This is a genomic window from Desulfosediminicola ganghwensis (assembly GCF_005116675.2).
Taxonomy (GTDB): Bacteria; Desulfobacterota; Desulfobulbia; order Desulfobulbales; family Desulfocapsaceae; genus Desulfopila; species Desulfopila ganghwensis.
Genome location: NZ_CP050699.1, coordinates 2,246,409 through 2,259,220, shown reverse-complemented (window position 1 = coordinate 2,259,220; position 12,812 = coordinate 2,246,409). Strand labels below are relative to the sequence as shown.

Sequence of the window (12,812 nt, the reverse complement as noted above, 5' to 3'; positions counted from 1 at the left end):
TATGAACCCAAGAACTCAAAAATTACGAGAACTGCTGGCGGGCGGGGAGATGCTGACCATGCCCTGCTGCCACGACGCACTCTCTGCACGCATCATTGAGCGTGCCGGTTTTCCCATCACCTTCATGAGCGGCTTTGCCGTCTCTGCTAACCGGCTGGCCATGCCGGACACCGGCTTAATCTCTTTTGGGGAGATGGTCGACCAGCTGCGTACCATCACCAGCGGTGTCTCAATTCCGGTACTGGCTGATGGTGACACCGGCTACGGCAACCCGATGAATATCAAACGCACCGTGCGTGAATATGGCGCCGCCGGTGCATCATGCATCATGATAGAGGATCAGGTGTCCCCCAAGCGTTGCGGCCACACCAAAGGCAAGCAGGTGGTCGATTTCGATGAAGCGGTGCTGAGAATCCGGGCCGCTGTTGATGCACGTGAGGAAGGTGCGGATATCCTGATTATGGCCAGGACCGACGCCCGTGGCGTACTTGGCATGCAGGAGGCACTGACCAGAATGAAGGCGTTTCACGATCTGGGTGCAGATATCCTCTTTCTGGAAGCACCGAGATCAATGGAAGAAATGCAGCAATTCTGTGAATCTGTTCCTGGTGTCAAGATGGCTAACCTGATCGAGCATGGCCTCACCCCGGTGCTCTCGCCGGCAGAGTTGCACAAGCTGGGTTTTTCCATTGCCGCTTATCCGCTCACCCTGCTGCAGGCCAATATCACCGCCATGGAGAATGCGCTCGCCGGGTTGCTGGAAGGGGCCCATCCGCAAGGACTCCGTGATTTCGAGCACGTTAAGGATGTGATTGGCTTTAATGACTATTATCGGGAAGAAGAGCGGTACAACAAGTAATGTCTACAACGGCAGGAGGTAGGCGTGATTTCAGTTTTTGCACACCAACCTCCTCCAGCAGTGCATAACTTTGGCACAGAAAAGAGGAGCACAACAGGTATAAAAAGGGGCCCACTGAGGCCCCTTTTTATTGCTACCGCTGCCAAAAGAAATTTCCCCATTCAGCACAATGTACAATCCGGCACTTACTCCACCGCAATGGCAACCAGGCCATTTTTCACAGCAACCGACTGCAGGCTGTCTGCATGGGTGGAGAAATCAATTGAACCAACCAGTTCAGGTGCTTCCGGCTGAGCTACATTGATTATATCAACACTCTTTTTCTCACCATTGGTTACGAAAAGCTGTTGGCTCTTCGGATCATAATCGAGAATCTCAGCAGCTCCTTCACCGAAAGTACCAATGCCAAGAGAGGCAAGCCTGGTGGCATCACCATCTGCAGCAAGCTGATAGATCGCTACGGTACCGCTTAACTCATTGGCAATAGCCAGGTAATGCTTTTGGTTCTGAACGAAAGTGACCATTCCCTCTGGAGCCAGATCACCACTTTCGCTCGGCAGCGATTCAAAGTCGATCTCATTGATGTAATTGATCATTACAGGCTGTTTCGGGTTAGAGATGTCATAGATAAAGAAACCACCCTGCTTCTCGAGACCAATATAGGCAAAGGTTCTGGAGCCAATTGCAGCAAGGGCCAGTGCCTCTGGTTCAGCACCTTTCTTCTGGCTACGTGCATCCACACCTTCCCAGAAGTAGACTATTTCACCTACCATCTCAAAAGGTACACCATCTTTGATCAGCTCGGCTATATCCTCAGGATCTTTGGTATCATCGACACGGGTGTTGAAGTTATCCGCAAAATTCTTAGCCAGATACCTCTCAAACTCACTGCCGCTGTCATATACCTGATTGCCCTCAGCATCCCATATCGAGAATGAACGACCTCCAGCGAGATAAAACTCGGTGTAGGTACCGGTGCCGTCCATACCCATATCTTTCAATACACGAAGCTTCTTTTTGCCCTTCTGAGCAAGAACATCTTGAGTCAATTGTTCGGAGACCTTTGCTTTCCCGGTCAGCTTGTATGCTTTTTCATAATCCTCCCAACCAGCATACTCACGATCATCGCCTTCGTTGGCGGTAACGATATAGTCGACACCGTCAACACGATAGGACTTGATTGTGTCCGGCTGATACAGTGCGTAAACATTTGCTGGTGGCGCAACCACATTAGCACCGTCCTTCGTGTCTATATCAACCTTGTCAAAGCTCTTTTTGCCCAGAGATTTAACTGCCACAATCTCTTTCGCTTCCAGATCGACGACGGCAATGGCATTGTTCTCCTGCAAGGTAACCCAGGCCTTGGTACCATCTTCATTTACTGCCACATACTCAGGCTCGAGGTCGGCAATTGGTGTCGCACCAGGCTTGATTCGTACATCCCATGGAATAGCCACACCATCAAAGTTGAGTGTAGTAACATCCTGGACCAGACCATCAAGCCGTGGATTTAAGGTAATTATGCTGATAGAACCAATCGGATCAACAGAGTAGTCATCCTTTGGTTCCCCCTCATTGGCAACAATCAAGCCATCACCTGAAGGCAGGAAAGCCACCATATCCGGAAGATTGCCAACATGTGCCGCACCTTTGAACTCACCGCCAGTGGTATACAGAAGCACCTTCCCCCCACCGAAGTTCGGGTTATTGATCTCAAGCGCGGTGGTATCGACATCCTTTTTACATGAAGTCCCAAGCCCTGCAAAACACACTAATCCCAGCGCAATTGCTCCACGAACAATAGTCTTTTTCATCCCTGTTCCTCTTGTGTAGAGTTTAAGTATCTTAAAACATTTACCTTTCTACGACGAGGTTAGATGAAGATTAATAAAACATTACAATACCATTGCAGGGCTAGAGTATATGCTGAAAAACATAAGAAAAATACAAATCCGGACACAACTGGAATAAAGCGATAAAAAGCCCCAAGGATATTAAAAATTCAGGCGGGATCCGAGGGGCTTTGGGAGTGCAATATGACTTGAAACTACGATATAGGACTAACTGAGACCAATCTTCCTCATCACCGTTGTTTTTACCCCTTCGATCACAAATGGAGTAAGACGCTTCTTCTCTTTTAAGATCTGTTTAAAGAGATCCTTTTTCTTCTCCGGAGTCTCGGGACGTTCAACGCGAACCATTGACAGGGAGTCTGTTTTACAGGCGGATACACAGGCACCGCAGCCAAGGCAACGCTCCGGATCAACTGTCATCTTGAACTTCGGTTTGCCACCAGCCGGATTTTCCACACGGACAAGCGCTTCAACATTACAGGCTTTGGCGCATAACCCACATCCTTTACAACTCTCAGCCTCAATCTCCAGGGTAAAATTCGCCTTGGCCACACCGTTTGGAAAACCACGCAGTACACCGCCCAGCAGTTCACAGCAGCATGAACAACAGTTGCAGATAAATGACGGCTTATTGCGGATATTGTCAGTGATATGAGTGAGGTTCAATTCCCGGGCACGATCCAGAACTGCCAGCAGTTCATCGACACTTCTCTCTTCAGCAAAGCCACGGCGAACCATGAACTTTGCCCCATGTCCAAGTGATATGCAGATCTCTTCCACCGGAGCATTTTTATCGCAACTCTTGTTGAGATGCTCCTTCTTGTGGCGGCAATAGCACATGCCCACCGCACCATAGCCCGCCTTTTTTATTATATCGCGGGCACTTTCATAGGTTGTCACCTCGGAGTGCACCGGAATATGTTCTTCATAGGTAAGCGAACGGGTCAGCGGAGTCGGGCTGTTGAAGAATTCATTGCCCATGGAATCATCGGGATCTTCAAAGAGGTAATCGTGCATCAGCTGCGCGAGTTCCTCCACCGGCAGATCCTGCCTACGCTTCATAAAGGTCAGCTCGAAAAAACCGATCAGGCCGGGCAAGAGCAGGTAGTAGACACGACGGCCATACTTGAAATCCATTATCAGACCCTTGTCGGCCATGGAATCAAGTACCGGCGTCAGCTTCTCTTCCTGCCAGCCGGTGGCGCGTATCAACTCCTTCATGGTCGATTCCTGCAAGGGAAACCTCGAACCGACATAGGCTTCATCTTCAGAAAAGAGAATGGCCAGAATCTGCCGCAGTTTTTCATTATCGGGCAAACCGATCGGATACCTGTTCAATCGATCGATCAGCGGAACTATCGAATCTTTACCATTAATATGATGACCCATCTCAACCCCTGAAAATGCAAAGTATATATATTGACTACTCTATCAGCTTAATTATCTAGTCATTCATAACATATGTATCCCGCAAGGGATAGACCTGGTTCTGCCAGACCCTGTCAAAACTGTCGCTGTCGTTTACCGGCTTCTTCAGCATTTCCCGATACATCTCTTCCTGCTCAGGACTGTTGTCAAAGCTGACGATCATCTGCAGGGCTGCCCGGGAGAAATCCTGCACCAGGAAGGTGAAGATCTGCTCCAGAAGGTCGCTGTCCACGCCATTGATCTTACTGTTTTCAAGAACAAGCTGGGCATAGACTGCCAGGGTGAAAAGCTCACCGGCACTCAGCATATAATCGATATTAGCTGCCTGCTCTTTCGATGGTGGTGCGGAAATAAGCAGCTTTCTGAACAGCTCCATCTGTGATCTGAACAACAGGATGTTTGCCGTTTCAAAACCTTTGTAAGCACGGCGGTAATCGGCAAAGCGCACAGAGGCCAGCTTGCCGGTCTTCTGGTTGAACAGGTAGCTGTCATCTTTGGCCTCACACTGTTTCCCGACCTCCGGATACTCTACCGGCTCGAAGAAATAGTTTTTCACGAACTTAATGATGAGCGCCATATTGACATGCTCGGTTCCTTCCAGCTTGGGCAACATACCGATATCACGAATGGCCATCTCGAAATAGGTATCCTGCTCAAAGCCCTTGGCTGCAATCACCTCATGCAGGAGCGCCACCACCTTTTCCCCCTGGCCGGTCACCTTCATTTTGACGATGGGGTTAAAGAGCAGATAGCGGCGGTCTTCGTCACTGGCCACACGCAGATAGTCGGCAGAGCGATAGGCCACCAGCTTCATGGCACAGAGGCGGGCGTAACTCTCTACAAAGATCTTACGCACATGGGGAAAGTCCGTCACATAACGACCATACAAGTTTCGTGCGGCCGCATGGTTGAGCGCCTCGTAAAATGAGTGGGTGGCAATGCCTATGGAAGCACAGCCCAGTTCAAACTTGCCGACATTAATGGTATTGAGCGAGGAGTTCCAGGCATGTTCACCGACAGAGAGAATATCTGCCTCGGTGATTGGGTAATCGTGCAGGGCATATTCAGCCACATAGGCCTGGCGAACACCGGAGGTGTCGATCTTTTTAACACATTCATATGCAGGGTGCTCTGGGTTCACGGTGAAGAACACATACTCACCGGTATCGGCCATCTTGGCAAAGGTGGAGACCAGGGCCGCGCAGTTGCCGTTGCCTATATAATATTTCGAACCGTTGGCCAGATAGGTGCCATCCTCCTGCGGAGTGAGGGTCATCTCTGAAGAGTAGAGGTCCGCCCCATGGGTCTTCTCGGACAAGCCGAAAGCAAACACCCCACCTTCTTGCAGAAGCTTTGCCGTCAACTGCTTCTGCTCCTCATTTTTACCCATCCAGATAGGGCCAAGACCAAGAATAGTGACCTGCCAGGCATACCAGTAGCAAAGTCCGTAAAATGCCAGAATTTCATTATATTCACTAATACGGTACATATCCCAGCGGGTTTCACCTTTGCCGTACGCTTCAGGAGTTAGCAAGGTAGCGAATACCTTCTTATGCTTGATAAATTCCAGAAAATCTTCATACCAGACCTGGGACTGATCATCTTCCTTGATCTTATTCAGCCCTTTGGTCTCGAAATATTCGATGGTTTTCTCCACCAGCTCACGATAGCGTTCATCAATATGGGGACGATCATAATTCTTTGGATTGAGTAACATTTAAGTCTCCTAAGCTTTTTGCTGTATGGCAATAGTCCGGAATTCACACCTTGGTCTTCACTTTCCGCCAGTTTTTGATCTGCCAGGTCGTGTGGGCCAGCGCCACATTATTGCCGGAACTGTCAGTAACCCTGCTCTCCATGGTGACAGTGACCAGATCCTTACTTTTCAACGGTTCCACCACATCACGGTTCAGTTTATCAAGACTCTGCCGTGATTCCGAATAGATCTCGTCTTTAGCCTGGTAAGTATACTCAACTTCCATATGGGACATGATCAAACGATACCTGGATGGATCGAGCTGAGTCAGCAATAGAAATCCTGCAGAAAATTCTGCTATAGTCGCAATACCGCAGGCGTGAATTCCGCGGATATGATTGAAGTTCTTTCTTCTGTACGGGGCCTTGGTGCGCACGAAATCTTCACCGATGCCAGCGATAACAAAATTATGTGCTCCATTAAACGGAATTACCCACATAACGATACGGTTCAGCACCCACAGCCATCCCTTCGATACCCGTGCCCGCGTGGTCAGCGGGTCGAGCAGATCAAAGAGTTGCATCAGATCCCCCGTCCTGCCAGAAAACCCTGGTGACACGCTTCAAAAACAGTACCCGGCTGGGAAGCATCCCCCACGGTCCGGACCCGGATACCGAGCTCGACAGCATCAGCTTTCAGCGAGTATTCCGAAGCCGTTCCCACCGCCAGCACTACCGTGTCTGCCGGAATTTCACGTTTATTGCCCTCAACCTCTACGCATACACCGGTTGCGGTAATTTCCAGAACCTTCGCTGCTGCCAGTGCCTGAACGCGATGTCGGGCGACATCCTGCAACATGCCCCAGCGGGTGGTCTTACCGAAATTTGTCCCCACCTTCTCCTGCATCTCGACCATCACGATTTCCCGGCCGCCCTCTGTGGCCAGGCGGACCAATTCAGCAGGGTCCTCTGCCTGGTTCACAAGCAGGAACTTCAACTCCTCGCCACTCAATGTGCCCTCTTCCGCAAGTTTCAGTGCCGTTTCAACACCCACTGCACCACCACCCACAACAACCACCCTGCGACCCGCCTGGTATTTACCCGATAGAATATCCCAGGCCTGCACCACATGATCCTGTTCGACCCCGGCTATCTGCGGAGTGACCGGCTTGCCGCCGGTAGCAACAATCAGTTCATCAGGTCTTTGCTCATCAAGCAACGCCCGATCCACCGACGTGTTCAGCACAATTTCAACACCTGAGGCTGACAATTTACTTTTCAGATCATTCGCATAGACCAGAAATTCATTTCTGCCTGGAGGCGCTCCGGCCAGATGCAGCTGGCCACCAAGCCTCATCGAAGATTCAATGAGGCTTACCCGGTGGCCACGTTCCGCTGCAGCCAGCGCGGCGCTGATACCGGCAGCGCCACCACCAGCAACCATTACCCTGCAAGGAGAGTCGCTGAGCTCGATTTTTCGTTCTTTCTCATAACCTGCTTTCGGGTTACAGACACACTCGACCGGCCGCATCTTGAAGATGTTGTCAAAACAACCCTGGCCGCAGGCTATACAGTGAACAATCTGATCCTCTTCGCCCCGTTGTGCTTTTTCCGGAAATTCGGGATCTGTGATAAGCGCCCTGCCGATTGCCACCGCATCGCAATATCCAAGGCTGATGAGTCTCCGGGCTGTGGCCGGGTCATTTATTCTATGGGAAGCGATGACGGGTACATCGACCTTCTCCCTGATCTCACGTGCCATATAAGCGAACACACCTCTCGGCACCTTAGTCACAATCTGGGGCACCTGGGCCTCATGCCAACCCACATTGACGCACAAGGCATCAACACCGGCCTCGACCAGTGCTACAGCGAAGGCCTGCATATCTTTTGAACCGATACCACCCTGCATGTAGTCGTTGCCGTTGATACGAACCAATATCGGACAAGCGCCAGCCAACCGTTCTTTCACGGCCTTGATCACCTCGATACCAAAGCGCATACGGTTTTCAAGCCTGCCGCCATATTCGTCATCACGCTGATTGGTAAACGGCGACAGGAAGGAACTGATGAGATAGCCGGTACCGGCCAGGATTTCGACCAGGTCAAACCCTGCCTCCTTTACCCGAACCGCCGCATCGGCAAAGCTGGCAACCGTCGCATCGATCTCCTCTCTGGTCATCTCGCGGGGGGTCTCCCTGGTCAGTCGGGACGGCACTGGTGAAGGCGCCACCGGCTTTTTACCGCCGAGGAAGAACGAAGCGTTGTATCGCCCTGCATGGTTGAGCTGAACTGTTGCCAGGGCACCACCTTCATGGATCGCGGCAGCAAGCCTGGCGAGCCCCGGCACAAATGCATCACTGTGAGCACCGATATTCAGCGGGGTTCCGGACAATTCGTCAACGGTCGCATAACCGACACTTATCAGGCCGGCACCGCCAAAGGCACGTTCCCGGTAAAAGTCGACGATCTGATCAGTCACCTCAAAATTCCGGCACATATTCATATGCATAGCCGGCATGAAAATTCGATTCCTGATGCTTAACTGCCCAATGTTCCAGGGTTGAAATAAAGGATCGTGCATTTTGTCTCCGTTGTTATTTCAATGCTACACGCGCATATTTATCGGCCACCTTGTCAAACAGACCTATTGTTTCAAGAGATCTTTTCAGTTGCTCGGGTTCAGCCAGCAAATCCTGCATAAAACGTATCTCCGATGCTTTGAGGTAAATGTGAAATACATCGGTCATGGATTTGTTGAAAAACTTTTCTATGATCCACGAAACATTGTCCTGATCACGAAACGGCACCATTTGCTCAACCCGAATCAGCAGCTTATCAATGTAAAAGAGCAGGATATCTTCAATACTGCTTACACTCTCACGATGACCGGGAAGTACCGTGTAGTCGTTGAGAGCAGCGAGTTTCACGATGCTTTTGCAGTAGGCATCGTAGTTTTTGAAGCGCTTGCCCGTGTTCAGGTCGATATCGAGCAGGGGGGACTGAAAAATACCACGCAGCAACGTATCCCCGGTCACCACGTAATCATCCACCACATAGACCACGTCACTCTGTGAGTGACCGGGACAATTGATCACCTCTATGCCAAGTTCCTCTGGTATAAAATCTTCGCTTATTTGGTACTCTTTGGGAAACGGTGGAAACAGTACGCCGCTTTCAAATATTCTCCTGAGCTCTCTCAGGTACGATTCCCCAAACCCCAGACTGACCAGCAAGTCATACATCAACTCCATCCGGTCATGATGGTGCTCCATTTTCAGGGCGTCGCGATATGGCAGGTAAATGGTGGCATCGGTCTCTTTTTCGAGCCAATGCGCCAATCCGTAGTGATCGATATGACAATGGGTAATGAAGATATGGCGAAGACGGCTGAGATCTATGTTGTTACGCATAAAGCCCATCGCGTCCATAGTGTAGGGGCCGGTATCGAAAAGCAGCAACTCACCGTCACGCTCTAAAGTGTAACAGTGAACAGGTCCGACAATGTAGGGTGTATTGATTGTATGTTGCGTAAGCATACTTTCCGAGACCGGGATTCCCGCGGCACCGGTCGCGTAAGCGGTACCACAGGAACCCCGGAGGAATTTCCAGGTTTTGGCCGAAACGGCTCTTTTCCTCTAACTCGTCGTTGCTCTGGAGGAAAACCCCACGTTTCATACCCAGATATTTTGAGGATTTTACACGTTGAGATGGTCTGCTGGCTGAGAAGCCTTGAAAATCACTCTACCTTGAGTATGTGGTTCTCAAAGGCGACACAGGATAGCTGACCGTATCAGCGTGTAAAAAGCACCCCCCGGGCCTGGGCGCGAGGATTGGAGAAGGGGCCCGGGAAGTGCTGAGCTGCTAGAAGAGATATTTCTCTTCTTCACAGGCAGTTGCAGCCAGGAGACGCTTGGCCTTTAAAAGGCCGGTTGCATCGTACTTGGCAAATCTACGGATACCGGAGAGGATCATGGTCAGGGTGTCGCCCTCTTCGATATAAAAAGCGCCTTGCTTTGCCGCTTTGCTGACCTCTTCGGTCATGGTAAATGCACAGACTTTCACTGCGGCTTTCACCAGTTCCTGCTTACGCTCGCTTGCGGCCGGCATGATTTTCTCTGCACGAAGCACTGCACTCTCAAGGGCGTAGATCTGAATGGCGATATCAGCAGCCGCCATCAGGATTTCCTGCTCGTCGGCAATCTTATCCATGTACTTCTGGACACCAGCGCCGGCGAGAATGAGGAACAGGGTTTTGAGATTCTTGATCAACGCTTTTTCCGCTGCAAAAGGTATGGAGTCGTCAATCTCATCGAAACTCGGGGTCATCAGCGACTCAAAGGCCTTCATTGCCTCTGACTGCAGCGGCAGCTGACCTTTCATGGCTTTTCTGAGGATCATGCCTGGAATGAGCAGACGATTGATCTCGTTGGTTCCCTCAAATATCCGGTTAATACGCTCGTCGCGATAGTAACGTTCTGCAGGGTACTCGCTGACAAAACCGTACCCACCATGAATCTGGACAACCTCATCCACGGTGCGTTGCAGAACCTCACTACAGTAGACTTTAGCGATACCGCACTCAGGGGCGTACTCTTCGATTGCCTTCAGATACAGTTCGTAGTAATTGTCGGCGGATCTGTCGATCTTGGCAATGGTCTCATCAAGTACACCGGCCATGCGGTAGACCAGAGATTCTGCGGCGTAGATCTCGGCTGTCATATTGGCGATCTTCTCACCTATTGCGCCAAAACTGGAGATTTTCTTGCCGAACTGAGAGCGCTCGTTGGCATACTTGATTCCTTCAACAAGAGCCATTTTGGACGCACCGGCGACAGCTGCACCGAGCTTAAAACGGCCGATGTTCAGCACGTTAAAAGCGATCTTATGCCCTTTGCCGATCTCGCCCAACACGTTTTCTACAGGAACCTTACAGTTATCGAGAATGATCTGGGTAGTGGAAGAACCCTTGATACCAAGTTTCTTCTCTTCAGCACCAACCACCAGACCGTCAAATGACTTTTCAACCAGGAAGGCGGTGAAGTGCTCTTTGTCGATCTTGGCGAAAACCGTAAACAGTTCGGCAAAACCACCGTTGGTAATAAACTGCTTGGTACCGTTCAGAATATAATGCTTCCCGTCTTCAGAAAGGGTCGCAGTCGACTGAGCACCAAGGGCGTCACTGCCCGAACCCGGTTCGGTCAGACAATAGGCGGCAGGCCATTCGCCGGAGATGAGCTTCTCCAGGTATTTTTCTTTCTGCGCCGGGGTTCCATAATAGACAAGTGGCAGGGTGCCGATACCAGTGTGACAGGTATATGCCACAGAGAACGACCCGCCCTGGGAAATTTTTTCCGCAACCAGCATTGATGAAGCCTTATCGAGTTCAAGGCCACCATACTCTTCGGGCGCATCCATCATCAACAGACCGAGCTCGCCACACTGCCGCAAGCCCTTGACTACGATATCAAAATCCTGCTTATCAATCTCTTCCACATGAGGCCAAATCTCGTTTTGAACAAACTGCTCTGTGGTTTCCCCCATCTGTCGCTGTTCGTCTGAGAAATCCTCCGGAGTAAAGACACTCGCACAAGGAGTTTCCGCTATCAGATATTCGCCGCCTTTTAATATATTATCAGACATTTAATCACCTATATTCCTTCAAAGATGCTCTTATCTCTATAAGTAGGGAACGCGGGGCTTGCCCCGCGTGCGCTTGACGTACTTACAGTTTTTCGAATATTCCGGCTGCGCCCATACCGCCGCCGATACACATGGAAACCATGCCATACTTGCCTTGACGGCGGCCCAGCTCGTGCAGCAGGGTTGCGGTCAGCTTGGCACCGGTACATCCAAGCGGATGACCGAGAGCGATGGCGCCACCATTGACATTGATAATGTCCTTATTGAGACCGAGTGTCTTGATGCAGGCCAGGGCCTGGGCAGCAAAAGCCTCGTTCAGCTCGATAAGGTCCAGGTCTTCTTTCTTCAGGTTGGCCAGCCTCAGCGCCTCCGGGATAGCGGCAATAGGGCCGATACCCATAACTTCAGGGGCAACACCTTTCACGGCAAAGGATACGAAGCGGGCAAAAGGATCTTTAGCGATCTTTTTCAGGTAATCTTCTGAAACTACCAGTGTCACCGCCGCACCATCGGTCATCTGAGAGGAGTTACCGGCTGTAACCGGGCCGCCTACCTTGAATACGGAACGCAGCCTGCCAAGACTCTCTGCAGTTGTGCCAGGGCGAACACCATCATCAACCGTGACCAGTTCCTTTTCGCGCTTGATCTTGCCGCCCACCAGCTTGGTGTGCTCAATCTCTACCGGGATGATCTCATCGGTAAACCGGCCTTCTTTGATTGCCGCGGCTGCTTTTGCATTGCTGGCAGCACCGAACTCATCCATCATCTCACGGGTGATGCCATATTGCGCGGCCACATTTTCTGCGGTAACACCCATGGAAGCAAACGCCTCCGGCCAGTTGACCATCAGGCCCGGGTTGGCGGAGTATTTCAAACCGCCCATGGGCACACTGGACATGGACTCGGCGCCACCGGCGATGATACAGTCGGCAAAACCGCACATGACACGCTCTGCCGCCATGGAAATGGTCTGCAGACCTGAAGAGCAGAAGCGGTTTATTGTCTGACCGGATACCTCGATGGGCAAGCCCGCTTTCATTGCCGCCACACGGCCCATGTTCATGCCCTGCTCCCCTTCCGGGAAGGCGCAGCCAAGATAAACATCTTCCACGGTGGCGGGATCGATTTCCGTCCTCTCCACCAGTCCTTTTATGGCAAGTGCCGCCAGGTCATCCGGCCGCATATCCTTGAATTTTCCTTTAGTCGCCCGGCAGCCAGGAGTTCTGTAGCTTGCCAGAATGTAGGCTGTTTTCATATCTGATCCTCTTTTAGTGTATTCTTCGTATGTGATCGGACACTTTCGCTACCCTTGGAGATTGTCGGAGAACTGCCAT

At 51.0% G+C, this 12,812-nt stretch carries 9 protein-coding genes; 1 reads left to right on the top strand and 8 read right to left on the bottom strand.

Features of this window, described 5'->3' with window-relative positions:
* The first annotated feature begins 1 nt into the window (after position 1).
* Positions 2 to 859: an isocitrate lyase/PEP mutase family protein gene (locus tag FCL45_RS09540; protein WP_136798871.1), complete on the top strand. Its 858-nt coding sequence runs from the start codon at positions 2 to 4 to the stop codon at positions 857 to 859.
* Between the two features lie 185 nt (positions 860 to 1,044).
* Here the strand turns inward: FCL45_RS09540 and FCL45_RS09535 are convergent, their stop codons facing one another.
* The 8 genes from FCL45_RS09535 to FCL45_RS09500 form a co-directional block, all read right to left on the bottom strand.
* The gene (locus FCL45_RS09535) at positions 1,045 to 2,673 is read right to left on the bottom strand and encodes a choice-of-anchor I domain-containing protein (protein WP_136798872.1); all 1,629 of its coding nucleotides are present in this window, start codon (positions 2,671 to 2,673) and stop codon (positions 1,045 to 1,047) included.
* Positions 2,674 to 2,919: 246 nt separating this feature from the next.
* Positions 2,920 to 4,101, bottom strand: coding sequence for a 4Fe-4S binding protein (locus tag FCL45_RS09530; RefSeq protein ID WP_136798873.1), 1,182 nt, complete (start codon positions 4,099 to 4,101; stop codon positions 2,920 to 2,922).
* 55 nt (positions 4,102 to 4,156) lie between these two features.
* A complete protein-coding gene (locus tag FCL45_RS09525) occupies positions 4,157 to 5,857 on the bottom strand; it encodes an acyl-CoA dehydrogenase family protein (protein ID WP_136798874.1) in 1,701 nt (566 codons plus the stop codon).
* 43 nt (positions 5,858 to 5,900) lie between these two features.
* Positions 5,901 to 6,419, bottom strand: a complete 519-nt coding sequence (locus FCL45_RS09520) for a DUF4442 domain-containing protein (RefSeq protein WP_136798875.1) — start codon at positions 6,417 to 6,419, stop codon at positions 5,901 to 5,903.
* Complete coding sequence (locus FCL45_RS09515; protein ID WP_136798876.1) at positions 6,419 to 8,419, bottom strand: oxidoreductase; 2,001 nt, start codon at positions 8,417 to 8,419, stop codon at positions 6,419 to 6,421. The genes FCL45_RS09520 and FCL45_RS09515 overlap by 1 nt, the downstream gene beginning before the upstream one ends.
* Positions 8,420 to 8,432: 13 nt before the next feature.
* Positions 8,433 to 9,374: an MBL fold metallo-hydrolase gene (locus tag FCL45_RS09510; RefSeq protein ID WP_136798877.1), complete on the bottom strand. Its 942-nt coding sequence runs from the start codon at positions 9,372 to 9,374 to the stop codon at positions 8,433 to 8,435.
* 325 nt (positions 9,375 to 9,699) lie between these two features.
* A complete protein-coding gene (locus FCL45_RS09505) occupies positions 9,700 to 11,478 on the bottom strand; it encodes an acyl-CoA dehydrogenase family protein (RefSeq protein ID WP_136798878.1) in 1,779 nt (592 codons plus the stop codon).
* Between the two features lie 82 nt (positions 11,479 to 11,560).
* Complete coding sequence (locus FCL45_RS09500) at positions 11,561 to 12,733, bottom strand: thiolase family protein (RefSeq protein WP_136798879.1); 1,173 nt, start codon at positions 12,731 to 12,733, stop codon at positions 11,561 to 11,563.
* Positions 12,734 to 12,812 lie beyond the last annotated feature (79 nt).

Excerpts from the sequence above, each read along its gene's own strand:
- FCL45_RS09500 (WP_136798879.1), bottom strand. The coding sequence starts at position 12,733 with ATGAAAACAGCCTACATTCTGGCAAGCTACAGAACTCCTGGCTGCCGG.
- FCL45_RS09540 (WP_136798871.1), top strand. The coding sequence starts at position 2 with ATGAACCCAAGAACTCAAAAATTACGAGAACTGCTGGCGGGCGGGGAG.
- FCL45_RS09515 (WP_136798876.1), bottom strand. The coding sequence starts at position 8,419 with ATGCACGATCCTTTATTTCAACCCTGGAACATTGGGCAGTTAAGCATC.
- FCL45_RS09510 (WP_136798877.1), bottom strand. The coding sequence starts at position 9,374 with ATGCTTACGCAACATACAATCAATACACCCTACATTGTCGGACCTGTT.
- FCL45_RS09535 (WP_136798872.1), bottom strand. The coding sequence starts at position 2,673 with ATGAAAAAGACTATTGTTCGTGGAGCAATTGCGCTGGGATTAGTGTGT.
- FCL45_RS09530 (WP_136798873.1), bottom strand. The coding sequence starts at position 4,101 with ATGGGTCATCATATTAATGGTAAAGATTCGATAGTTCCGCTGATCGAT.
- FCL45_RS09520 (WP_136798875.1), bottom strand. The coding sequence starts at position 6,419 with ATGCAACTCTTTGATCTGCTCGACCCGCTGACCACGCGGGCACGGGTA.
- FCL45_RS09525 (WP_136798874.1), bottom strand. The coding sequence starts at position 5,857 with ATGTTACTCAATCCAAAGAATTATGATCGTCCCCATATTGATGAACGC.
- FCL45_RS09505 (WP_136798878.1), bottom strand. The coding sequence starts at position 11,478 with ATGTCTGATAATATATTAAAAGGCGGCGAATATCTGATAGCGGAAACT.